This window comes from Methylobacterium sp. D48H, assembly GCF_053345715.1.
In genome coordinates this window covers 61043-83922 of the sequence record NZ_JBKFAP010000015.1, presented here as the reverse complement: position 1 = coordinate 83922, position 22880 = coordinate 61043, and the positions used below count along the sequence as shown (strand labels likewise).

Below are 22880 nucleotides of genomic sequence, written 5' to 3'. Positions count from 1 at the left end.
GATCAGCGCCGCAATCCCCGTTCCCCCTCCGGATCGGCCTCCGGCCGGTCCGTCTCCTCGAGCGTCTCGAGCCCGTCGAGGGCGACCTCCAGGGTCGGGCCGCGCCGGACCTCCAGGAGGCCGCGCACCCGCACGCGCCGGCCCTCGAGCGAGGCCGCACTCAAACCACGGGCGCGCATCATTCGCCAAGTGCGTTTCGATACCGTCACCGTGAGGCCGTCCGTGCCGCGGGCCGCGAAATCGAGATAGGTGCGCGCGCCGCGCTCGCCGACATGGCGGATTCGGCCCTCCGCGACGACGAAATGTCCGACCTTCTCCCGGAGCGCCGGGCCGTCCTCCGCCGCAGGGCGCGCCGCGCCCCAGAGGCCGAGCCCGCGCGCGCGGGCGGCCGCCTCCACGAGGCGCAGGCCGGGCCGGCACAGCGAATCGGCCTCGTTCGCGTCCGCGTACGCGAGGCCGGCCCCGATGAGGCCGCCCGCCAGATCCGCGCCCGACAGATCCGCGCTCTCCGCGATGTCGCTCTCCGCGACCAGGAGGTCGGCCCGCGCGCGCTCCCACCGGTCGGGCTGCCCGCGGGGAACCACCGTGACCCGGGCGCCCCGCCGGGTCTCGAGCCAGGCCCGCGCGGCGGACGCGGCCTCCGGCGTGTCCGGCCAGCGCAGTGAGTCCAGCACCGCGCGGAGGCCCGAGACCATACGGATCTCCCCGCGGGGCCCGATTTCCGCCACCACCTCGTCGCGCGCCGGCCCGGTCGCGCACGCCGACGGCCCGGCGCGCGACGCGGCGCGTGCCGGACAGGGCGCCGCCGCGGCGAGCGCCGCCGCCATCAAGGTCGCCATCGAGGTCGCCGGCGGGCGTCCCCGCACGACCGCCGCGCCCCCGCGCATCGGTTCCCCCCGCGATCGCGGCCTCCGGCACCGCGCCGCCCCACCGGTCGCGGTTGGCCTCGGCCGGCGAGAATGCTATGGAGCGCCGGTTGTCTCCGTAGCTCAGCTGGACAGAGCACAGGTTTCCTAGAAGGTTCAATTGGGCGTCGCGCCGGGAAACCGCGCGACGGATCCGCTCAAAGTCGGGGAAAGCTTCCGGCATCGACGCGCCGCCGTCCGATGCTCTGCCAATCCCGAGCCAAGCCCGCGCGGCGCCCCGGCGTTCTGCGGGAAGGTGTAGAGACTAGACGGGCGGCACCTACCGGTTGGATGCAGTCCAGCCCACGGTGAAGGGATAGTCCAGGCCACGAACGCGGTCCTTCGGGGCGCGGCGGCGAAAGCCGAAGTGGTATGAAACCTGGGGTCGCAGGTTCGAGCCCTGCCGGGGACACCAAGTTGTCTATTCTTGCAGATCTCCCGGCCGCAGAGCCGTGAGCAAATCGTCCACCACGTCGAACGCCTGCCGGTGACAAGTACCGAGGGGCGCGCTAAGCTTTGCCGCCAGGATTCATGGCAGGGGGTGGACGAGCACTTCATGGCGGGCCAGAAGACCGATCAGCGCGACGTCTATGTCGGGCAACGCATCGCCGAGCAGCGCCGCAAGGCATCGCTCACACAGCGCCGCGTCGCGCAGAGCTTCGGTATGTCTGCAGCTCAGCTCCAGAAGTACGAGAAGGGAACCAACCGGATCAGCGCCGTCCATCTCGACATCTTCTCGCGCATGACCGGCGTGCCGATGGATTACTTCTTCAAAGGGATGCCCCGGAACGATGACTTCATCGCGCCGGGCTTCAGCGAGCGCGAGCAGTCGACCCTGTCGGAAGCCGGGCTGAAGGGGCTGGCGGAGGTCGTGGGCCGCCACATCACCGAGAACTTCTCCGAGGAGGCGCGCCGCGACGTGGCCGACGCCATCCGGGCCCTTGAGAGCAAGCTCGGCGGCTGAGGGCAGAGGCGGGCCCCGGGGCACCGCGCGATCGTTTTTCCGGTCGCTTCGTCCGGTATAGCGGATCCGTTCGTTCCTCCATCTTGACCGGCCCCCGGCCGGGTGCGAGAACCCCGGCCCCATGAAGGGTCAAACGCCGCGATCGCGACGGCGTACCTCTGCAGCCGAGGCCGTCCGATGCCGCGTTCCAACTACCTGTTCACCAGCGAGTCCGTGTCCGAGGGACACCCCGACAAGGTCTGCGACAGGATCTCGGACACCGTGGTCGACGCCTACCTCGCGGCGATGCCGGAGGCGCGGCTCGGCGTCGAGACGCTCGCCACGACCAACCGCATCGTCATCGCCGGCGAGGTGCGCGGACCCGATTCGGTGACCTTCAAGGACCTCGAGGCCCTGACCCGCGAGGCCGTGAAGGACATCGGCTACGAGCAGTCGGGCTTCCACTGGAAGAACAACGACGTCGCGATCCACCTGCACGCCCAGTCGGCCGACATCGCCCAGGGCGTGGACGCGGCCGGCAACAAGGACGAGGGCGCGGGCGACCAGGGCATCATGTTCGGCTACGCCGCCGACGAGACGCCCGAGCTGATGCCGGCGCCGATCTTCTACGCCCACAAGATCCTCAAGGACCTCGCCGACGCCCGCAAGGCGAAGCAGGGCGACGCCGCCAAGCTCGGCCCCGACGCCAAGAGCCAGGTCACGGTCCGCTACGAGAACGGCCGCCCGGTCGAGGTGACCCAGATCGTGCTGTCGACCCAGCACCTCGACGAGTCCCTCGATTCCGCGGACGTCCGCGCCATCGTCGAGCCCTACATCCTGAAGGCGCTGCCGCAGGGCTGGGTCAACGAGGGCACGGTCTGGCACGTGAACCCGACCGGCAAGTTCGTGATCGGCGGCCCGGACGGCGACGCCGGCCTCACCGGCCGCAAGATCATCGTCGACACCTACGGCGGCGCGGCCCCGCACGGCGGCGGCGCGTTCTCCGGCAAGGACCCGACGAAGGTCGACCGCTCGGCGGCCTACGCGGCGCGCTACCTCGCCAAGAACGTGGTGGCCGCGGGCCTCGCCAGCCGCGCCACGATCCAGCTCGCCTACGCGATCGGCGTCTCGAAGCCGCTCTCGATCTACGTGGACCTGCACGGCACCGGCACGGTCGACGAGGCCAAGCTCGAGGCCGTGCTGATGGACGCCATGGACCTGTCGCCCCGCGGCATCCGCACGGCGCTCAGCCTGAACAAGCCGATCTACGCGCGCACCTCGGCCTACGGCCATTTCGGCCGCGCCCCCGAGGCCGACGGCGGCTTCTCGTGGGAGCGCACCGACCTCGCCGGCAAGCTGAAGTCGGCGCTGGCCTGAGGGCGGCCGCCGCTCGGCCCCGGGCCGACGCGCGGGCCGGAGATCGGCGGCGCGCCGGGGTGACCTGAAGGCGGTGCGGGCGGTGCTTTGAGCGCCGCCCGGTCCCGGACGCTCCGCGGCCCGTGTTCCCGATCGGGCGCTGGCGGCGCGGTGCGTTCGGCGCCGCGGCGTCCGCGCGGGTGCCGCGCCACCCGATCGTGCCGCGTCGCGGCGTGCCGGGCGTGCTGTCCCGGACGGCGTCCCACCGACGCGCCCCGTTTCCGGTCGTGACCCGGGACGCGTCCCATCTCCGAGGTAGACTGAGCCGGTGGACACCGACGCCCCTGGACGCTCCGACCACCCGGTCGAGGAGCCGGAGCGCGCCTTCTTCGGGCGCCGCAAGGGCAAGCGCCTGCGCGGGCAGCAGGAGCGCCGGCTCGCCGAGCTGCTGCCGAGCCTGCGGGTCGACCTGCCGCCGGGCGACGCGATCCTCGATCCGCGCGCGCTGTTCCCCGCCATGCCGGCGCCGCCGGAGGCGCTGTGGCTGGAGATCGGCTTCGGCGGCGGCGAGCACCTCGCCGCCCAGGCGGCCGCGCATCCGGCCGTCGGCATCATCGGCGCCGAGCCCTTCGTCAACGGCGTGGTCAAGCTGCTGGCGGCGATCGAGGCCCGGGCGCTGCGCAACGTCCGCATCCGCGACGAGGACGTGACCGCCCTGCTGGCGCGCCTGCCGGACGCCTGCCTCGACCGGGTCTACCTGCTCTATCCCGATCCCTGGCCCAAGCGGCGGCAGCGCAAGCGCCGGTTCGTCTCCGACGCGGCGCTCGCCGAGATCGGCCGGGTCCTGAAGGACGGCGGCCTGTTCCGCTTCGCCAGCGACATCGACGACTATGCCGGCTGGACGCTCGTCCGGGCCGCGCGGTGCCCGGTCCTCGCCTGGACGGCGCGGGACGCGCGGGACTGGACGCGGCCGTTCCCGGGCTGGCCCGGCACGCGCTACGAGGCCAAGGCGCTGGCAGCGGGCCGCCGGCCCACCTATCTGGAATTCGCCCGCCGCCCCCGCTGAGAGCCCCCGCGGTCGGGTCGCGCGGGTGCCCGGTCGCCGCAGGCGGAGCGGAACGCCTTGCCACAGTCACGCTCGGGCGCCATCCTCAGGGCCCGCCGCGGTCCGGGATCGTGGCGGGAGGGGGCTCATCTCCGGCGGGAGCGCGCCACGGCGCGTTCGAGGATTCTTCCGAGTGAATGAGAGGGTGGGTCAGGACCCGGCGGCGGAGGACCCGTTGCGCGCCGGCTTCGACGAGGCCGCGATCGGCCTCGCCGTGCTGTCGGCGGACGAGGCGGGGATCGTCGCCGCCAACCGGGCCCTGCACGATCTCGCCGGCTGGCCGCCCGGCACCCTGCCCGGGCGTGCGGCCGCCGAACTCCTGGGCGAGGGGCCGGAGGGGCTCCGGGACGGTCTCCAGGTCTGGCGCCGGGCGGACGGCACGCCCCTCGACGTGCGGGTCCGGCGCGCGGGCCGGACCCTGGCGGTCGAGACGGTCGACGTGGACGCGGCGGCCCATTCCGAGGCGAACCGCGAGGCCCTCGCGGCCGCCGGGCTCGGGGAGTGGCGCTGGGACCGCGCGACCGGCCTCCTCACCCTGTCGCGCCGCGCCGCCCGCATCCTCGGGCGCCCGCCGGGCCGCTCCGTCTCGTGGGAGGAGCTGAAGACCGGCCTGTCGCCGGCGGAGCTCGCGCGCCTGAGCGCGCTGATCGCCGAGGCGGACGGGACCGACGAGCCCTACCAGTTCGACACGGCCACGACGGTGGCCGGGCGGACCGTGATCCTGCGGGTGCGGGGGCAGGCCGTGCCGGGCCCCGACGGCGCGCCGATCGGCATGGTCGGCGTCCTCCAGGACATCACAACGCGGGTCGAGGCCCGGGACGAGATCCTGTCCCGCGACCAGCGCCTGCGGGTCGCCACCACGGTCGCCCGGCTCGGCATCTTCGAGTGGCACATGCTCGAGGACCAGGCGATCTGGGAGAACGAGCACATGTACGAGATCTTCGGGCACGCGCCCGAGGACGGGACGATCGGCAAGACCGAGTTTCTCAACGACATCCTCCACCCGGACGACCGCCCCGCGGTCCGCCGGGCGATCTCCCAGGCGCTGCGGGAGGACGGGGACCTGCACATCAGCGGCCGCATCCGCCGGAAGTCCGACGGCGTGTGGCGCACGATCGACATGGCCGGCCGGTTCGAGCGCGACGCCCCCGGCCGCCTGCCGCGCCGCCTGATCGGCGTCGTCGCGGACGTGACCGACCGCCGGGTCGCGGAGGAGCGCCAGAGCCTGCTGATCCGCGAGCTGCACCACCGGGTGAAGAACACGCTGGCGACCGTCCAGGCCATCGTGGGCTCCACCGCGCGGACGGCGTCCAGCATCGAGAGCTTCTACGAGGCCTTCGTCGGGCGGATCAAATCCCTGGCGCACACGCACTCGGTCCTCACCGAGGACACGTGGCAGACGGCGTCGATCGCCAATCTCCTGCGCAACGAGCTGAAGCCCTACGCGGAGGTGGCCCCGGACGGCGCCGCCGAGGGGCGCATCAGCCTCGACGGGCCGGCGATCGACCTGCCCTCCGAGATCGCGGTGCCGATCGGCATGGCGATCCACGAGCTCACCACCAACGCGGCGAAGTACGGGGCCCTGTCGAACCGCACCGGCCGGGTGGCGGTGGAATGGTCCCTGGAGCCCGGCGGCCCGGCCGGGATCCTGCGGTTCTCCTGGCGCGAGACCGGCGGGCCGCCGGTCGCGCCGCCGAGCCGCCAGGGCTTCGGCTCGCGCCTGCTGCAGCGGGTCCTGATCACCCAGGTCCAGGCCGAGGTGACCACCGACTACGCCCCCGGGGGCTTCTCCCTGACCATGCGGGCCCCGATCCCGCCGCGCAACGACAGCCTCAACCCGCTGGTGTGACGCCGCGGCCGTCCCCGGGGCGGGTTCAGGCCGCGCCGCGGGTCCCGGACTCGCCGCCGCCGTCCACGAAGGCCTTCAGCTCGTCGAGGGACGCGAAGGTGAAGCGGCCCTGCGGCGTCTCCGCCTCGATCGAGCCGTCCTCGAACATCACGTAGGTGTTGCCGCCGGAGGCGTAGCGCCCCACGACGGTGCGCGGGGCGGCCGGTGGGGCCGGCTCCGGCTCGGGGGGCGTGTCGAGGCTCGGGCGCAGGGCCGGCGCCTCGTCCGCGGCCGTCGTCCCGGGCTCCCCGCGGGGCTCCTCCCGCGGCTCCTCCCGGAGGGACGGCTCGGGGGCGGCGAACAGGTCGTCCTCGGGCGCGATCGCGCGCTCGCTCGGCGCGTCCGGCTCGGGTCGGCGGTCCGCCTCCGGGACGCGGACGGGCGGGACCACGGGCACCGGCTCGGCCGGAACCGGCTTCGGGGTCTCGACCGCGCCGGGTTCCGGGAAGGGGGCGCGGGCCTCGTCGGCCCGGAGCTCCAGGCTCGGCTCGATCCGGGGCCGCTCGGGATCGAAGGACGGCTCGACCACCGACGGCACGATGAAGGCGGGCGCCGCCGGCAGGACCGGCGGCAGCCGGGTCCGGGCCTCGTCGACGGGGGCCGATGCCGGTGCCGGCGCCGCGGCGGGGGCCGGCCGCGCGCCGGTCACCGGGGCGCGCCCGAGCGCGCGCTCCACCCGCCGGAAGCCGAGCGCCACGACGCCGAGGCCGAGGAGCACCGCGCCCGACGAGGCCGCGACCGACCCCGCGATCACCATCGCGAGCCCGCTCTCCAGACGCACGTACGGGAAGCCCTGGATCACGGCGGCGCAGCCCCCGATGATCATGGCGGCGGCGAGCGCGAACAGCGCAGCGATCATGTTACTCTCTGACACGGGCCGGCTGACGGCCGGCGCTCAAGGCGTGCCGCACAGTAAGGCCTAGCCGTCATATTGCAAAACTCGGGACCGAGATGCCGGGGAAACCGGAATAGTCCGGATCTGCGCCGGCTATCTCCGGGCCGGCCGAGCCGCCGCGTGCCGGCGATCTGCGGAACTTCCCGCGCCGCCGTGGCGGAACGGCGTTGCCGTCCCGCGGCCACCGACTTACCTAGCGGGCTCTCGACTCGGGAGCCCCCGCCGGGGACGAGGCCGCCCCCTGCTAAGCGGAGATAGACGCGATGACCTTCACCCTGCCGGAACTGCCCTACGCCTACGACGCGCTGGGGCCGTACATGTCGAAGGAGACCCTCGAGTTCCACCACGACAAGCACCACAAGGCCTACGTCGACACGGGCAACAAGCTGCTTGAGGGCACGGATCTCCAGGGCAAGAGCGTCGAGGAGATCGTCAAGGCCGCCTACAACACGAATCAGCCGCTCTTCAACAACGCCGGCCAGCACTACAACCACATCCACTTCTGGCAGTGGATGAAGCCGAACGGCGGCGGCGCGATCCCGGGCGCGCTGGCCAAGAAGATCGACGAGGATCTCGGCGGCGCCGAGAAGTTCAAGGCGGATTTCATCCAGGCGGGCGTCGGCCAGTTCGGCTCGGGCTGGGCGTGGCTCGCCGTCAAGGACGGCAAGCTCGCGATCATGAAGACCCCGAACGGCGAGAACCCGCTGGTCCACGGCGCCAAGCCGATCCTCGGCGTCGACGTGTGGGAGCACTCCTACTACATCGACTACCGCAACCGCCGTCCCGACTACCTGAAGGCGTTCATCGAGAACCTCGTGAACTGGGAGCACGTGGAGAAGATGTACGCCGAGGCGACCCGCTGAGGCGTATCGCCGGTGCCGCGGATCCTGTGTCCGCGGCACCCTTGAGGTGGCGCACGAAACCGGCTCTTGATGCGCGCGACGCCGGCTGACCCGGTGCAGATGGGGCCGGCCATTTCCTCTCGATCGACACGCGCGACGCTTCGACCGTGCTCCCGCCCGCCCCCGCTGAGGCGGGACGGGCTCGGCGAGCGCCCCGCCCGATGATCCGCTCCATCCTGTCCGTCGGCGGCTGGACCCTGGTCTCGCGCGTCACCGGCTTCGCCCGCGACGTGGTGATGGCCGCCGTGATGGGCGCCGGGCCCGTGGCCGACGCCTTCGTGGTCGCCTTCCGGCTCCCGAACCATTTCCGCGCGATCTTCGGCGAGGGCGCGTTCAACACCGCCTTCGTGCCGGCCTATGCCGGGCTCGCGGAGGCCGGCGAGCCCGGGGCGGCGCACCGCTTCGCCGACCGCGTCTTCACCCTGATGCTGATCGTGCAGCTCGTGCTGCTCAATCTCGCCCTGCCGGCCATGCCCTGGGTGGTCCACGCCCTGGCGCCGGGCTTCGCGGAGGACGGCGAGCGCTTCCAGCTCGCCGTGGCGCTGACCCGCATCACCTTCCCGTACCTGCTGTTCATGACGCTGGTGACGCTGCTGTCGGGCATCCTGAACGCCCACCGGCACTTCGCCGTGGCGGCGGGCGCCCCGGTCCTGCTCAACCTCGCCATGCTGGCGGCCCTGGGGTTGAGCTTCCTGTTCCCGAACGCGGCCTACGCCGCCGCCTGGGGCGTCGCCGTCTCGGGGGTGCTCCAGTTCGGGCTGCTTTGGTGGGGCTGCCGCCGCGTCCGCGTGATGCCGGACCTCGCGGTGCCGCGCCTCGATCCCGCGCTCAAGCGCTTCTTCGTCGTGCTCGGGCCCGCGGTGATCGGCTCGGCCGGCTTCCAGATCGCGGCCTTCGCCGACACGATCATCGCGAGCTGGCTGCCCACCGGGGCGGTCTCGGCGCTCTACTACGCCGACCGGCTCTACCAGCTGCCCTTCGGCGTCATCGCCATCGCGGCCGGCACCGTGCTGCTGCCCGAGATGAGCCGCCGGATCGCGGCCGGCGACGTCGCCGGCGCCCACGCGGCCCAGAACCGGGCCGCGGGCTTCTCCCTGGCCCTCTCGGCGCCGTTCACCGTGGCGTTCCTGACCATCCCGGGCCTGATCATGGCGGCCCTGTTCCAGCGCGGCGCCTTCAGCGCCGAGGACGCGGCGCGGGCGGCCTCGGTGCTGGCGGCCTACGGCCTCGCCCTGCCGGCCGTCGTGCTGGTGCGCAGCGCCGTGGCGAGCTTCTACGCCCGCCAGGACACGAAGACGCCGCTCTGGGCCTCCCTGACCGCGATCGGCGTCAACGTCGTCCTGAAGCTGTGGCTCACCGGCCCCTACGGCGTCACCGGCCTCGCGCTCGCCACGGCCGTCGCCCAGTGGGTGAACCTGCTGCTGCTGCTCGTCCTGGCCAGGCGCCGGGGCTGGACGGCGCCGGGGCGGACGCTCGGGCTCACCGTCGCCGGGGTGGCGCTGGCCTGCCTCGGGCTGGCGGCGGTCGCCGTCTACGGGCAGGGGCTCGTCCAGGCGCTGGTGCCCGCCCTGCCGCACGGGCGCGACCTCGTCGTCCTGGCGGTGCTGGGGCTCGTCGGGGCCCTGGTCTACGGCGGCCTGCTGGCGGGCCTGCTGCACCTGTTCGGCCTGCGCCTGCGCCGGGCCTGAGTGACCCGGCCGGGCTCGCCGCCGCGCGGGTCCGGCCCCAGATCGGGCGAGAGCACCCAGTGAGGACCGCCATGACCGACGCACCGAATCCCCTCGCGGGCGTGAAGGCCGCGGTGTTCGACGCCTACGGAACGCTGTTCGACGTGAACGCCGCGGTCCAGCGCTACGCCGAGGCGGTGGGTCCGGACGCCGCCCACCTCTCCGAGGTCTGGCGCAACAAGCAGCTCGAGTACAGCTGGACCCTGTCGCTCATGGGCCAGTACGCCGCCTTCTGGGACCTCACCGTGCGGGCCCTCGACTACGCCCTGGCGGTCCACCCGAACGTCGATCCCAGCCTGCGCGAGCGCCTCCTCGACGCCTATCGCGACCTCGAGGCCTACCCGGAGGTCCCGGGCGTGCTGGCGGCCCTGCGCAAGCGCGGCATCCGCACCGCCGTCCTCACCAACGGCAACGCCGCCATGGTCGACCGGGCGGTCGCCTCCGCGGGGCTGGCCGACCACCTCGACGCGGTCCTCTCGGTGGACGACGCGCAGGTGTTCAAGACCCATCCCGACGCCTACCGGATCGCCCTGACCCGGCTGGCGGTGGGGCAGGGCGACGTGCTGTTCTGCTCGTCGAACCGTTGGGACGTGGCGGGGGCGGGGGCCTTCGGGTTCCGGACCGCCTGGGTCAACCGCAGGGGCCTGCCCGACGAGTACGCGGATCTGGCGCCCACGACGGTGGTGGGATCTCTCGACGGGCTGCTCTGAAGGGGGATCTGCGGCCGCCGCGTCCGGCGCGGGAAGTGCCCATTCCGTCCTTGCGAGCGCAGCGAAGCGATCCAGGGACACGGCTGCATCCGGGCAAAGCGCGCTGCCCCGGGGTTGCTTCGCTGCGCTCGCAAGGACGGCAGCGCCTCGCCTCAGGCCGGAGCGACCGCGGGCCGCCTTATCCGGCACACAATTCAATTGGCCCACTTCGCGGATTCTTAATCCTCCCGGTGTTGGATCATCCTCAACACGAACGGGAGATGTTTCGCGTGTCCTTGAACGGTTCCTTCACGACGATCCGCGCTGGGGCCGCAGCCCTCGCGGTCACCCTGGTGCTCGGGGCGGTCGCCCCGGCCACCGCCCGCGACCAGACCGGCGCCATCGTCGGCGGCCTCGCGGCCGGCGTCGTCGGCGGCATGGTCGGCAGCGCCCTCGTCAACGGCGCGAACCCGCCGCCCCCGCCGCCGCCGGAGTACCGCCCGCGCCGGGTCGTGGTCGAGGAGCCCGAGACCATCGTGGTGCGCGAGCGCCGCGGCCCGATCTGCCACTACGAGCGCCGCAAGGAGTGGCTCGGCGACGGCGAGTTCACCTACCGCCGCGTCGAGGTCTGCGAGTAAACCGCGTCCGCGGTGATCGGACCGGCGCCGCGTCCCCCGGGGGCGCGGCGCGTCTCATTTCACGACCAGCCAGTCCTCGACCACGAGGGCGTCGAGACCGGTGGTGTAGAACATCAGGATCGCGTCCTCCGCGCCGTGGAGGATCGGCTTGCCCATCACGTTGAAGCTCGTGTTGAGCAGGATCGGCACGCCGGTGATCGCCGCGAAGGCGCCGATCAGGGCCGCGTAGGCCGGGTTGCGCGCCGCCGTGACGCTCTGGAGCCGGCCGGTGCCGTCCGCGTGGACCACCGCCGGCACCCGGGCGCGGACCGCCTCGCGCCAGACCAGGGTGCGCTCCATGTAGGGGCTGTCGGCGTAATCCTCGAACCAGTCCGGCCCGGCCTCCGCCAGGATCGACGGCGCGAACGGCCGGAACGCCTCCCGGTACTTCACCTTGGCGTTGAGGGCGTCCTTGGCGCCTTCCGGCCGCGGATCGGCCAGGATCGACCGGTTGCCGAGCGCCCGAGGCCCGAACTCCGCCCGGCCCTGCACCCAGCCGACGAGGCCGCCCTCGGCCAGGATCCGCGCCGCCGCGCGGGTCGCCTCCGCGTGGCCGACGCGCCGGGCCCGGGGCTCCTGCTCGGCGAGCCGCTCCATCGGCGCCGTGGAGACCCGCGAGCCGAGATAGGGCGTGAGCGGCCGGGCGGCGGGCGGCGGACCGGCCCAGCCCGGATTGTCCTCCGCGTAGGCGAGCCACGCGGCGCCGACCGCGTTGCCGTCGTCCGCCGGGGCCGAGGGCACGTGCAGCCGGGTGAAGCCGGACCGGCCGAGCACCCGGCCGTTGTAGGAGGAGTTCAGCCCGCAGCCGCCCGCGATCACGAGGTTCTCGGACGGCGCCAGCGCGTGGGCCTCCGCCACCAGCGCGTCCATCAGCGTCGCGAACAGGTCCTGGCCGCAGCGGGCGAGGTCGGGCCAGCCGTTCTCCAGGGCATCGGCCGGGCGGCGGGCGCGGATCTCCGCGGCGACCGCCCGGATCGTCTCCGCGTCGGCGTAGCGCAGGCGGTGGCCCTCGACCGTGCAGAGCCGGCCGAGCAGCGCGGCGAGGTCCGGGTCGGGCCGGCCGTAGGGGGCGAGCCCCATGATCTTCCACTCCTCGCCCTTCACCTGATCGAAGCCGGCGAGGTCGGTGATCAGCCCGTACAGGAAGCCCAGCGAGCCGCGCCCGCGGTGGCGGCGCAGCTCCGTGATCCGGCCGCCCTCCAGGCGGTAGATCGCCGCCGCACCGGTCTCGCCCATGCCGTCGACCACCAGGGCGGTGGCCGTCTCGAAGGGGCTGCCCCAGAGGCCGTAGGCGGCGTGGCACAGGTGGTGCGGGTAGCGCCGCTGCCCGGCGATCGTCGCCCGGGGCGCCGCGCCGGTGATCCGCGCCTCCTGGTTCAGGGCCAGCAGGGTGCCGTGGCCGGCCCGCTCCTGGGCGCCGTGGAGGTCGGCGATGAACACCCGCTCGGCCTGCTCGGGCACGAAGGAGCGGTTGAGCGCCGTGGTGTGGGTGGCGAGCGCCATCAGGTCGAAGGCCCCGGCACCGGCCTGGCCGCGCAGGAAGTCGGTGAATTGCGGGCCCCAGGTCGAGGCGACGACGAGTTCCGAGCCCGGCGGGACGTGCGCCTTCAGCAGTGCGGCCATCTGCGACGGGGCGTCCGGCTCGCAGTTCGGCGCGCGCTTGTACTGCAGGGCGCGCTCCGCCGCCTCGGCGAAGAGCAGGGTGCCGTCGGGCCCGACCAGGGCGAGGGCCGGGTCGTGGAAGGTGGTGGCGAGGCCGAGATAGAAGCGCATGCCCACGGGGGGTAGCGCATTTTCGCGCCGGACGGAGCCCGGCACGTGGAAGAGGTGCCGTCCTTGCGCCGCCGTCATTGCGAGCGGAGCGAAGCAATCTAGACGGCGCCACGCTTCCCGATGTTCCGCTGCACTGGGTTGCTTCGCTGCGCTCGCAATGACGAAGCGCGCCGCCCGCTAGTGCGGGGCGACGCGGCGCTTCGCGACGAGGAGGATCGCCGCGCCGGCGAGTCCCGACAGGGCCGAGCCCGCGAGCACGCCGAGCTTCACGGCGGTCTCGTGCTGCGGGTCCGGGAAGGCGAGGCCGCCGATGAACAGGCTCATGGTGAAGCCGATGCCGCACAGGACCGTGACCCCGTAGACCTGCCCCCAGCCGGCCCCGGCCGGGCGCTTGGCCCATCCCAGCGCCACGGCCAGCCGTAGGCTCGCGAACACGCCGGCCTGCTTGCCGAGGAACAGGCCCGCCGCGATGCCGAGCGTCACCGGCTGGAGCAGGGCCTCGGGGGTGAGGCCGGAGAGGTCGACGCCGGCATTGGCGAAGCCGAAGACCGGGACCACCCCGTAGGTGATCCAGGGGGCGAGGGCGTGCTCCAGCCGGTGCAGGGGCGAGTGCGCGTCCTCCGGCCGGCCCGGGCTGACCCGGATCGGGATCGTGATCGCGAGCAGCACGCCCGCGATCGTCGCGTGGATCCCGGAGCGCAGCACGAGGACCCACAGCACGAGGCCGAGGAGCCCATAGGCCGGGAGCCACCCGATCCCCGCCCGGTTGAGGCCGTAGAGGGCGGCCAGCACCGCGGCGGCGAGCGCCAGCATGGTGAGGTCGAGGCCGGAGCTGTAGAACAGCGCGATCACCACCACGGCGCCGAGGTCGTCGACGATGGCGACCGCGCTGAGGAAGATCTTGAGGGAGACCGGCACCCGCGACCCGAGGAGCGCGAGGACGCCCAGCGCGAAGGCGATGTCGGTGGCGGCCGGGATCGCCCAGCCCCGCAGGGTGCCGGCCCCGAGATTGGTGAGCGCGTAGAATGCGGCCGGGACCGCCATGCCGCCGAGCGCCGCGACGCCGGGCAGGACCCGGTCGGGCCAGGTCCGCAGCCGCCCGTCGAGGGCCTCGCGCTTGATCTCCAGGCCGACCAGCAGGAAGAACCCGGCCATCAGGCCGTCGTTGATCCAGTGCTGCACGCTCATCGGGCCGAGTTCGGCGTGGAGGGCGTGCGCGTAGGTGTCCGCGAGCGGCCCGTTGGCGACGACCAGCGCCAGGGCCGCCGCCGCCATCAGGATCAGCCCGCCCGCCGCCTCGCCGGCGAGCAGCGTGCGGATGATCGAGAGGGGGCGGGGCCTCCGCCTCGGAGGGGGGCGGTCAGGGGCGGGCGAGGTCATCGCGACACGCCTTGCCGCGCATCGGAGACGCGCGCAACCGCGCGGCCGAGACCGTTACGACGTCCGCCCCAGGGCCGCGCGGATCAGCGCCAGCCCGTCCGGGCTCGACCACGCGGCCGGCCCCTTCATCACCCCGATCGTGCAGCCCCGCGCGTCGACCAGCATCGTGGTCGGCAGGCCGGGCGACTGCGTGTCGCGCTGGAGGATCGGCAGCACGCGGCCGCCGGGATCGGCGTAGAAGGCGAGGTCGTGGATGCCCGCCTGCTTCAGCCATTCCGCCGGCTTCTCGAGGTTGCGCGTGTCGACGTTGATCGCGACGACCTGGAAGTCGGGCCCGCCGAGCTGCGCCTGGAGCCGGTCGAGGGCCGGCATCTCGGCCTTGCAGGGCGCGCACCACGTCGCCCAGAGATTCACGAGGAGCAGCCGGCCCCTGAGGTCGGCGAGGCCGGTCTCGGCGCCGTCCGGCCCCTTGAACCGGATGTCCGGCGCGGGCCGGGCCTGCGGCGGGGCCTGCATGGCGGCGACCTCGCCCTTCGCGGCTGCATCGACCCGGGCGAGCGCCGGCTTGGCGGCGGCGCAGGGCTGAAGGGCGCCGCCCGTGTTGCCGGGCAGGAGACCGCTCCCGTATAGGGCGAGGCCGAGGACGGCGAGCGCGGCGACGCCCGCGCCGGCCAGGATGGGCGTGCGGCCGGGCATCAGGCTCGGGCCTCGGGACGGTCAGGGCGCGGAAGGATCGACATGAGCAACCGGATGTGGGGCGGCCGCTTCGCGAGCGGCCCGGCGGAGATCATGGAGGAGATCAACGCCTCCATCGGGTTCGACAAGCGCCTCGCGCCCCAGGATATCCGCGGCTCGCTGGCGCATGTGGCGATGCTGGGCCAAGCCGGCATCCTGCCGGCGGAGGATGTGGCCGCGATCGAGGCCGGGCTCAAGTCCGTGCGTGACGAGATCGAGGGCGGAAGCTTCGCGTTCAAGCGCGAGCTCGAGGACATCCACATGTCGGTGGAGAGCCGGCTGACCGAGATCGTCGGCCCGGCCGCCGGCCGCCTGCACACGGCGCGCTCGCGCAACGACCAGGTCGCCACCGACATGAAGCTCTGGGTGCGCGACACCCTCGATTCCCTCGACCAGCAGGCCGCCGACCTGCAGCGCGCCCTCAGCCAGGCGGCGCTGAAGCACGCCGGCACCGTGATGCCGGGCTTCACCCATCTCCAGTCGGCCCAGCCGGTGACCTTCGGCCATCACTGCCTCGCCTATGTCGAGATGCTGGCCCGCGACCGGGGCCGGTTCCGCGACGCCCGGGCGCGGCTCAACGAGTGCCCGCTCGGCGCCGCCGCGCTCGCCGGAACGTCCTTCCCGATCGACCGGCACGCCACCGCGGCGGCCCTCGGCTTCGACCGGCCGACCGCCAACTCCCTCGACTCGGTCGCCGACCGCGACTTCGCCCTGGAGGCGCTGGCGGCGGCCTCGATCTGCGCCGTGCACCTGTCGCGCTTCGCCGAGGAGCTGGTGGTCTGGACCTCGGCCCAGTTCAACTTCGTGCGGCTGTCGGACGGGTTCACCACCGGCTCGTCGATCATGCCGCAGAAGCGCAACCCCGACGCCGCCGAGCTGGTGCGCGCGAAGAGCGGCCGGATCATCGGCGCGCTGACCGGCCTGCTCATCGTCATGAAGGGCCTGCCGCTCGCCTACTCGAAGGACATGCAGGAGGACAAGGAGGGCACGTTCGACGCCCTCCAGGCCCTGTCCCTGTGCCTCGCCGCCATGACCGGCATGGTGAAGGACCTGGAGCCCAACGCCGAAGTGCTCGGCCGCGCCGCCGGCTCCGGCTACGCCACCGCCACCGACCTCGCCGACTGGCTGGTGCGCGAGCTCGGGCTGCCGTTCCGTCAGGCACACCACGTCACCGGCCGCCTCGTCGGCGCGGCTTCCGCCAAGGGCGTCGGGCTCGAAGAGCTGTCGCTGCCCGAGATGCAGGAGGCGGAGCCGCGGATCACCGAGGCGGTCTACGCGGTGCTGGGCGTCGAGAACTCGGTGGCGAGCCGCACCAGCTACGGCGGCACCGCACCCGACAACGTCCGGCGCCAGGCGCAGGCCTGGATCGAGCGGCTGGGCTGAGCCGTCGCGGCCGACGGCGACCGGCGCCGGCTGACGCTTCGCGCCGCTAGCCCCTGAGGGTTGCCGGGGGCCTGCGGCCCGACGCTCCGACCGCGGGGTGGGCCCCCGGTCGCCTCGGATCAGGGAACGGGCCCCCGCTCATCCACAGGACCGTTCAAAATTGTGCATTGCAACCCTCGGCCCACCCGCGCGTTCACCATCTGGCTAAGTCCGCTCAGCTACAAGCTTCGCCGTCTGGATCGGAGTTCGCAGGATGCCTGTCGAGAGTTGGCTGAACACGGAGGAGGTGCCGGATTTCGCGGCGCACGCCACGGCGATGATCGACGCCGCCCTGACCGGTTCGGGCCTGACGCGCGAGTCCTACTGGGCCGCCGTCCGCAAGGGCTACAACACCCCCTACAACGATCCGCCCCGCCAGCGCGCCGCGCCGGCCCGGCCGAACGCCATCGCGGTGCCCGCCGGCCCGGCGGTCGAGGCGCTGCCGGTCCCGGCCGGCGTCATCGCGGCCCGGGCGACGGAAGCCCGCGCCGTCTGATTGTCGACGGATCCCGCCTCGCCATCTTGCCGACGTTTTACGCAAGCTTCACTAATCCCGAACCCCGGTCCGGCTCCTGACGGAGCCGCCCGTCGTCAGGAAGTGAAGATGGTCCGCGTCCCCCGCTCGCTCCCGGTCGGAGCTCTCGCCCTGCTCGCCTCCGGGCTGGTTACCGGCCTCGTCGGAGGTGTGCTCGGCGGGACCTGTCTGGTCGCGACGGCGGCCCACGCCCAGGACGCGGCGGCGGCCCCGGACGCCGGCGGTGGCGACGCGGCCCCGTCGCGGCGCGGGCGGCGGCACGGCCGCGAGCGGAGCAAGCGCGCCGAGAAGAAGACCGCGACCCCGCCGGGGATGCAGCAGGCCACCCCGGTGGCGATCTTCGGCGACTGGAACGTGTTCGTGAACGGCGACGGCCGCAACAAGCTCTGCTACGCGATCGCGCAGCCGCAGACGCGCTCGCCCAAGACCCTGAAGCGCGACACCGCCTACCTGTTCGTGAGCGTGCGCAAGGGCGAGAACATCCAGAACGAGGTGGCGGTGATGCTGGGCTTCCCGTCGAAGCCCGCGGCCTCCCAGGTCAAGCCCGGCTCCGCGGCCGCGCCGACCGACCCGAGCCTCAACCTCGGCGCCAGCCGCTACGGCCTCGTGGTCAAGGACGGCAATGCGTGGCTGCAGAACCCCGCCGAGGAGGCGCGGGTCGTCTCCGAGATGAGCGCCCGCAACCCGAAGATCATCATCAAGGCCACGTCGCTGCGCGGGAACCCGACGAGCGACGAGTACGCGCTCGGCGGATTCGCGGAGGCCATGAAGCGCACCCGGGACGAGTGCAGCAAGTAGCGGGCGGGTCAGGCCCGCCGCAGCGCGGGCCGGTGCGCCCGGTCGGGGGGCCGGGTCCGGGCGCTCATGCGCGCGCGGGCCGCGCGGGCGGCCTGCTCGGCCGTGCGGAACACGGCGCCGTCGAGCCCGTCGAAATCGCGCGCGGACGAGAAGAACCGGACGCCGCGCCCCTCGGGAACGGCGATCCCGGCGGTGACCTCACCGATCTCGATCACCCGGGCGGGTTCGCTCGGGCCGAGGGCCGGGTCCGCGAGGTCGGGACGGTCTTCGGGTTTGTACTCTGCGAGGCTGTGCATCGGATCGGGAACTCCCTGGGCCGGCCGGTCGCCGTGCCGGATCGCGTTGGCTGCTGCGGAGGATCGACGGGGCTCAGCGTCGACAGCGCCGGCGGGCGGCGGGGCAGCAGGGGGCGATCGGGAGCGGGTATCGAAGGGACGATGTGCGAGTGACCATCGGACGTCCTCCAGACTGAAGGACCGCGCGGCGCGGGGCCGGCGCAGTGCTTTAGCGTTTGATCACGCGGCGCAAGCTACGCTTCTCAAAGGACCGCGGCCGGTCCTGTCGCGCACCCGAAGTGCGCGGCCGGGCCGGCATCCCTGAAGATGGGCGCGGCACGGCGCACCGTCAACGGAACGGACTTCCGATTTCGAGGGCCGGCCTGGCAGGAAGCCGGTCCCGGGCGCGCGTCCGGGAGGCGGATCGTTCAGGCCGCGGCGATCACCGCGGCGAGGTCGGAGAAGTCCGAGAAGATCCGGGCCGCGCCGGCCTCCGCGAGCCCGGCGCCCGCCGGATCGTGACCCCAGTGGCCGCCGCCGGTGAAGCCCGCGACCCGCATGCCGGCGCTCCGGGCCGCCGTGACCCCGGGAACGCTGTCCTCGATCACGAGGCAGGCCGCCGGAGCGACGCCCATCCGCTCGGCGGCGAACAGGAACAGGTCGGGGAAGGGCTTGCCCCGCGCCACCTGCGCCGAGGAGAAGACGCGGTCGCCGAACAGGGGGAGCAGCCCGGTCAGCGTCAGGGAGTGGCGCAGCCGCACCGGGTCGCTGCTCGACGCGACGCAGACCGGCAGGCCCACGGCGGCGACCGCCTCGGCGACGCCGCGCATCGCCCGCAGCTCCGCGTCGAACAGCGCCAGGGTCTCGGCCTTCACCGCCTCGACGAAGCCGTCCGGGGCGGTGACGCCGTAGTCGCTCGCGATATGCGCCATGATCGAGGGCATCGCGGTGCCGGTGAAGCGCGCCCGCACGGTGGCGAAGTCGATGTCCACGCCGATCCGGTTGAGCCCGGCCGTCAGGCAGGCGAGGCTCAGGGGCTCGCTGTCCACGAGGACGCCGTCGCAATCGAAGATCACGAGGCCGAGATTCGTCGCGCGCGCGTCCAAGGTCGACCGTTCCCGCACGGCCCGCCGCCGCCGGGCGACCCTGTGGCATGGGCCCGAGGGCCCCGCAACCGCGCGGATCGACGCTCGCCCCGGGTGCTTGCACCTTGCGGCGCGGCCCCATACTCCCGGGGCGGGCGCGCCGATCCGGCACCCACGGCCCGTAAGGCAAGGCTCAGAAGGCCCCGCGATGTTCCGCTTCCTGGCCCGCGTCCTGGGCTTCCTGCTGATGGCCGGCGGCTTCGTCGCGCTGGTCTACGACGGTGCCCGCTCCATCGCCAACAACGGGCTGCGGGTGACGCCGCTCTCCGACGTGATCGCCACCCTGTTCAAGGACAAGGCCAGCGCCCTGCAGGGCAGCGTGGAGGGGGCGGCGCCCTGGCTCTGGCACATCCTGGGCCTGCCGCTCACCCTGGCGCCGGCCTCCCTGATCGGCCTCGGCCTCGGCGCGGTCCTGCTCTGGCTCGGCCAGCCGGGCCGCGAGCCGATCGGGTTCCTGACGAAGCCCTGATCCGACGAAGCCCTGATCCTCCGGACGGGCTAGCGGGCCGCGAGCTTGGCCTCGGCCTCGGCCAGGGCGGCCTTCAGCCGCTCGATCTCGGCGGTCAGCGCGTAGTGCTCGCTGACGTCGAGCTGCGAGGCGAAGAAGTAGACCACCCGTCCCGCCTCGTCCCGCACCGGGCCGACGTAGAGGGCGTTCTGGAAGGTCGAGCCGTCCCTGCGGTAGTTGAGGAGGTCGACCCGGATGTCCTCCTCCCGCCGGATGGCCGCGCGGAGGCGGTCGACGGCCGCCGCCTCGGTGTCGGGCCCCTGCAGGAAGCGGCAATTGCGGCCGACCACCTCCATCCGGGTGTAGCCGGTCAGCTTCAGGAAGGCGTCGTTCACGAAGACGATCGGGTTATCGTGCTGGGCCGGATCGGTGATGATCATCGGCATCCGGGTCGCCCGCACGGCGGCCGCGAAGGGATCGCCCCGGTGCGCCTCCGCCTTGAGGTCGTCCGGCACGTGGCTCGTGGCGGTCCCGCCCGTCTCCATCCGGATCAGCCCCTCACAGCGCCGCGCAGGGCGGACGTCCGACCCGCGTCGTCGGGGCACCAAGCCGGAATTTGCCCGCGCGGTCCAGTCTCTCGCGGCGCGGTTCGCGGAGGGCGGGCGCCGAACGTCGTCCGGCGGTCCCCGCCTTCCCGTATCGGGCGGCGCCCGAGACCGGGAGGCGGGCCGCTGGCGCACCGCTTCGCGGGGGCCTGCCACCAGCAGTCCCCGGCCAAGAAGCTGGCCAAGAACCGGGCCAAGAACCCGGCCGGCTGTTGCGGCCCGGTGGGAACCGGCGGCGGCGCCCGAGCCTCACGGGCTCCGGCTGTCGGGCCGCGTCTGCGGGCCCGGCGCCGGGGCGCCGGCGGCGCCGCCCCGCAGGGGCGGCGTGCTGTTCGGGCTGCGCAGCACGATCAGGACGCTGCCGAGGACCGAGAGGGCGAGGGCGGTCGCGAGGAGGATGAAGAGCCAGCGGGGCATCCGGGGCGGTTAGCACATCGGAGCCGGCGCGCCGAGCGGCCCGGCATGTGACGGGCCGAACCAGCGGCCCACCGCCTCCCGCAGGCCGTCGAGGGCCGTTGCCGCGCCCGTCCAGGCGATGCAGCCGTCGGGGCGGACCAGCGTCGAGGGCCCGTCCGGGACCGCCACGCAGGTCACCCGGCCCGTCGCCGCGGCGACCATCCGGGAGGCCGCGCCGTCGGCGCTGCCGTCGACGAGGAGGCCCCGGCCGTCCTGCATCGCGCCGTAGAGCGTCGCGCCGCCGGCGCCGAGCGGCCCGTCGCCGGCCATCCGGCCGACCGCGTCCTCGGCCGAGCCGAGATCGTACCGGGCGCTCAGGCCGCGCATCAGGCCGCCGAGGATCCGGCTGACCTCGTCGCTCTCCAGGAGCCGCGCCATCAGGTCGCGCAGCGCGCCCGATTGCGGATCGGGCCGCAGGATCGCCGCCTGGGCGCGGGTGTTGGCCGTGACGGCCTCGGCCACCGGGCGCCGCTCGGCCGTGTAGGTGTCGAGCAGGGTCTCGGGCATCTCCCCGCGCAGCACGGCGGCGAGCTTCCAGCCGAGATTGGCGGCGTCGCCCAGGCCGAGGCTCAGGCCCTGGCCGCCGAAGGGCGCGTGGACATGCGCCGCGTCGCCGGCGAGCAGCACGCGGCCCCGGCGGTAGGTGTCGACGAGGCGCGTGTTGTCGGCCCACCGGTTCGCGACCGCGACCCGGGCGACGCGGACGTCCGTGCCGCTGACCCGGCGCAGCGCGGTCTCGATCTCGTCGCGCGTGACGGGCGCCTGCCGGTCGGCCGGCGGGCCGCTGAAATCCAGCATGAACAGGCGGCGCGGGAACGGCCCGTGGCCGTAGACGCCCCCCGGCCCGCGGTGCCAGCCGACCGGCAGCGTGCCGGCGGGATCGTCGAGATCGGCGATCGCCTGGTACATGGTGAGCGTCGGCGGCGTGCCGGGGAAGGCGAAGCCGGCCATCTTGCGGACCGCGCTGCGGCCGCCGTCGCAGCCGACGAGATAGGCGCAGCGGACGCGCGCGTCGCCCGTCGGCGCGGTCCAGGCCACCTCGACCCCGTCGGCCGACTCCGTGAAGCCCGTGAGCGTGCAGCCGCGGCGCAGGTCGATCCCGCGCGCCGCGGCGCGGTCGAGCAGCATGGCTTCGAGGCTCTGCTGATCGACCGCGCGCATGCGCCGGTCCGGCTCCGCCTGCGGGCCGCGGCGGATGAACAGGAAGCCGAAATGGCCGCTGAACTGCGCCCCGCGCGGGCCGCCGCCGACCTGACCCGGCAAGCGGCCCATCGCCGCGAGGCTCCGCGCCTCGGCGGCCTCGATCGCCGCGCCCATCCCCCGCCGCTGCAGCGCCTCGACGCCCAGGGGGCCGAGCCCCAGCGCCTTGATGGTGGTGCTCGGCTCGGTGAGGCGCTCCAGCACCCGGACGCGCGCGCCCCCGAGGGTCAGCTCGATGGCGGTGAGGAGCCCGACCGGCCCGGCTCCAACCACGACGACGTCGACAGGCTCATCCATGGACTTAATCCATTTCTATACTCAGTCCATGAATGGATGTGGTATGAGGCGGCGCATGTCAACGCCTCCCGACCGCCGGTCCCGCAAGCGCCTCGCCACCCGGCAGGCCATCTCCGACGCCGCCACGCGGCTGTTCCTGGAGCGCGGCTTCGACGCCGTGACGGTGGATGAGATCGCGGCGGCTGCGGATGTCGGCCGGATGACCGTGTTCAACCATTTCCCCCGCAAGGAGGACATGTTCTACGACCGCGATGAGGAGGGGCGCGCACTCCTGCGCGAGACCCTGCGGCAGCGCGATCCCCGGGTCGCGCCGGTCGAGACGCTCCGCCAGCTGGCGCACCGGCTGGTGACGGGCCGGAACCCGGTCGTGGAATTCTCGGCGCGCAGCGGCGCCTTCGTCGCGACGGCGGCCGGGAGCGAGACGCTCAAGGCCCGGGCCCGGGCGATCCGGGACGAACTCGCGGGCGTGGTGCGGGTCGCGCTCGCCGAATCCGTCGGGCGCGGGCCTGAGGATCCCGACGCCGACCTGGCGGCCGGCCTGCTGCTGGCGACCTGGAGCGTGGCCTTCCTCCGGGCGCACCGGACCTTCCGGGCGACGCGGCGGACGGAGGCGGCGAATGCCGCCTTCCTGGCGGTCATCGACCGGGGGACGGCCGGCCTCGCGGCGGCGCTGGCCGGCACGCCCTACGCGGAGGCGGCCGCGCCCTGAGCGGCGACCATCCCC

General features: G+C 73.7%; 23 protein-coding genes. 13 read left to right on the top strand and 10 right to left on the bottom strand.

Going from position 1 to position 22880, the window contains the following annotated elements; all coding sequences use genetic code 11:
- Positions 1-2: 2 nt before the first annotated feature.
- Positions 3-887, bottom strand: coding sequence for a thermonuclease family protein (locus tag ACLBX8_RS21450; RefSeq protein ID WP_447715716.1), 885 nt, complete (start codon positions 885-887; stop codon positions 3-5).
- A 574-nt stretch (positions 888-1461) separates the two neighbouring features.
- On the opposite strand from ACLBX8_RS21450, the gene ACLBX8_RS21445 reads away from it, so the two are divergent.
- The 4 genes from ACLBX8_RS21445 (at position 1462) to ACLBX8_RS21430 (ending at position 6158) form a co-directional block, all read left to right on the top strand.
- Positions 1462-1869: a helix-turn-helix domain-containing protein gene (locus ACLBX8_RS21445; RefSeq protein ID WP_012321411.1), complete on the top strand. Its 408-nt coding sequence runs from the start codon at positions 1462-1464 to the stop codon at positions 1867-1869.
- A 177-nt stretch (positions 1870-2046) separates the two neighbouring features.
- Positions 2047-3225 carry a methionine adenosyltransferase gene (gene metK, locus ACLBX8_RS21440; protein WP_020091324.1) on the top strand — a complete coding sequence of 393 codons (1179 nt, stop codon included), beginning with the start codon at positions 2047-2049 and terminating at the stop codon, positions 3223-3225.
- Between the two features lie 307 nt (positions 3226-3532).
- Positions 3533-4270: a tRNA (guanine(46)-N(7))-methyltransferase TrmB gene (trmB, locus tag ACLBX8_RS21435; protein WP_447700543.1), complete on the top strand. Its 738-nt coding sequence runs from the start codon at positions 3533-3535 to the stop codon at positions 4268-4270.
- A gap of 172 nt (positions 4271-4442) precedes the next feature.
- Positions 4443-6158 carry a sensor histidine kinase gene (locus ACLBX8_RS21430; RefSeq protein ID WP_051123710.1) on the top strand — a complete coding sequence of 572 codons (1716 nt, stop codon included), beginning with the start codon at positions 4443-4445 and terminating at the stop codon, positions 6156-6158.
- A gap of 25 nt (positions 6159-6183) precedes the next feature.
- On the opposite strand, the gene ACLBX8_RS21425 is transcribed toward ACLBX8_RS21430, so the two are convergent.
- Positions 6184-7056 carry a hypothetical protein gene (locus ACLBX8_RS21425; RefSeq protein WP_447700544.1) on the bottom strand — a complete coding sequence of 291 codons (873 nt, stop codon included), beginning with the start codon at positions 7054-7056 and terminating at the stop codon, positions 6184-6186.
- 299 nt (positions 7057-7355) lie between these two features.
- Here ACLBX8_RS21425 and ACLBX8_RS21420 point away from each other — a divergent pair, with 299 nt between their 5' ends.
- The 4 genes from ACLBX8_RS21420 (at position 7356) to ACLBX8_RS21405 (ending at position 11048) form a co-directional block, all read left to right on the top strand.
- Positions 7356-7955 (top strand): superoxide dismutase, encoded by a 600-nt coding sequence (locus tag ACLBX8_RS21420; protein WP_020091320.1) that lies wholly within the window; start codon positions 7356-7358, stop codon positions 7953-7955.
- A gap of 200 nt (positions 7956-8155) precedes the next feature.
- Positions 8156-9682, top strand: a complete 1527-nt coding sequence (murJ, locus tag ACLBX8_RS21415) for a murein biosynthesis integral membrane protein MurJ (protein ID WP_447700545.1) — start codon at positions 8156-8158, stop codon at positions 9680-9682.
- A 71-nt stretch (positions 9683-9753) separates the two neighbouring features.
- The gene (locus ACLBX8_RS21410; protein ID WP_447700546.1) at positions 9754-10431 is read left to right on the top strand and encodes a haloacid dehalogenase type II; all 678 of its coding nucleotides are present in this window, start codon (positions 9754-9756) and stop codon (positions 10429-10431) included.
- Between the two features lie 260 nt (positions 10432-10691).
- A complete protein-coding gene (locus tag ACLBX8_RS21405; protein ID WP_042673343.1) occupies positions 10692-11048 on the top strand; it encodes a hypothetical protein in 357 nt (118 codons plus the stop codon).
- Between the two features lie 54 nt (positions 11049-11102).
- Here ACLBX8_RS21405 and ACLBX8_RS21400 read toward each other — a convergent pair whose 3' ends face one another.
- The 3 genes from ACLBX8_RS21400 to tlpA form a co-directional block, all read right to left on the bottom strand.
- Positions 11103-12860 carry a carbamoyltransferase family protein gene (locus tag ACLBX8_RS21400; RefSeq protein WP_447715727.1) on the bottom strand — a complete coding sequence of 586 codons (1758 nt, stop codon included), beginning with the start codon at positions 12858-12860 and terminating at the stop codon, positions 11103-11105.
- A 177-nt stretch (positions 12861-13037) separates the two neighbouring features.
- The gene (nhaA, locus tag ACLBX8_RS21395; protein ID WP_447715715.1) at positions 13038-14240 is read right to left on the bottom strand and encodes a Na+/H+ antiporter NhaA; all 1203 of its coding nucleotides are present in this window, start codon (positions 14238-14240) and stop codon (positions 13038-13040) included.
- A 54-nt stretch (positions 14241-14294) separates the two neighbouring features.
- Positions 14295-14936: a thiol:disulfide interchange protein TlpA gene (gene tlpA, locus ACLBX8_RS21390; protein ID WP_447715714.1), complete on the bottom strand. Its 642-nt coding sequence runs from the start codon at positions 14934-14936 to the stop codon at positions 14295-14297.
- Between the two features lie 42 nt (positions 14937-14978).
- On the opposite strand from tlpA, the gene argH reads away from it, so the two are divergent.
- From argH to ACLBX8_RS21375, 3 genes are all read left to right on the top strand, one after another.
- Positions 14979-16358: an argininosuccinate lyase gene (gene argH / locus ACLBX8_RS21385; protein WP_091675547.1), complete on the top strand. Its 1380-nt coding sequence runs from the start codon at positions 14979-14981 to the stop codon at positions 16356-16358.
- 253 nt (positions 16359-16611) lie between these two features.
- On the top strand, positions 16612-16893 hold the full coding sequence (locus ACLBX8_RS21380) for a hypothetical protein (RefSeq protein WP_234081680.1): 282 nt from the start codon (positions 16612-16614) through the stop codon (positions 16891-16893).
- Between the two features lie 108 nt (positions 16894-17001).
- Positions 17002-17730, top strand: a complete 729-nt coding sequence (locus ACLBX8_RS21375) for a hypothetical protein (protein ID WP_020091311.1) — start codon at positions 17002-17004, stop codon at positions 17728-17730.
- A gap of 8 nt (positions 17731-17738) precedes the next feature.
- Here ACLBX8_RS21375 and ACLBX8_RS21370 read toward each other — a convergent pair whose 3' ends face one another.
- The gene (locus ACLBX8_RS21370) at positions 17739-18026 is read right to left on the bottom strand and encodes a hypothetical protein (protein WP_091675555.1); all 288 of its coding nucleotides are present in this window, start codon (positions 18024-18026) and stop codon (positions 17739-17741) included.
- Between the two features lie 407 nt (positions 18027-18433).
- Positions 18434-19111 (bottom strand): HAD family hydrolase, encoded by a 678-nt coding sequence (locus tag ACLBX8_RS21365; protein WP_427508568.1) that lies wholly within the window; start codon positions 19109-19111, stop codon positions 18434-18436.
- 187 nt (positions 19112-19298) lie between these two features.
- Here ACLBX8_RS21365 and ACLBX8_RS21360 point away from each other — a divergent pair, with 187 nt between their 5' ends.
- Entirely contained in the window at positions 19299-19619 is a 321-nt protein-coding gene (locus ACLBX8_RS21360; RefSeq protein WP_020091308.1) for a hypothetical protein, read from the top strand.
- A 29-nt stretch (positions 19620-19648) separates the two neighbouring features.
- Here the strand turns inward: ACLBX8_RS21360 and ACLBX8_RS21355 are convergent, their stop codons facing one another.
- The 3 genes from ACLBX8_RS21355 to ACLBX8_RS21345 all read right to left on the bottom strand — a co-directional run bounded on the left by ACLBX8_RS21355 (position 19649) and on the right by ACLBX8_RS21345 (position 22156).
- Positions 19649-20143: a PAS domain-containing protein gene (locus ACLBX8_RS21355; protein WP_447700548.1), complete on the bottom strand. Its 495-nt coding sequence runs from the start codon at positions 20141-20143 to the stop codon at positions 19649-19651.
- Between the two features lie 309 nt (positions 20144-20452).
- Entirely contained in the window at positions 20453-20620 is a 168-nt protein-coding gene (locus tag ACLBX8_RS21350) for a hypothetical protein (RefSeq protein WP_165923204.1), read from the bottom strand.
- A 9-nt stretch (positions 20621-20629) separates the two neighbouring features.
- Entirely contained in the window at positions 20630-22156 is a 1527-nt protein-coding gene (locus ACLBX8_RS21345) for an FAD-dependent monooxygenase (protein WP_447715713.1), read from the bottom strand.
- 55 nt (positions 22157-22211) lie between these two features.
- Between ACLBX8_RS21345 and ACLBX8_RS21340 the strand changes: the two genes are divergently transcribed.
- Positions 22212-22865 carry a TetR/AcrR family transcriptional regulator gene (locus ACLBX8_RS21340; RefSeq protein WP_042672642.1) on the top strand — a complete coding sequence of 218 codons (654 nt, stop codon included), beginning with the start codon at positions 22212-22214 and terminating at the stop codon, positions 22863-22865.
- Positions 22866-22880: the final 15 nt, after the last annotated feature.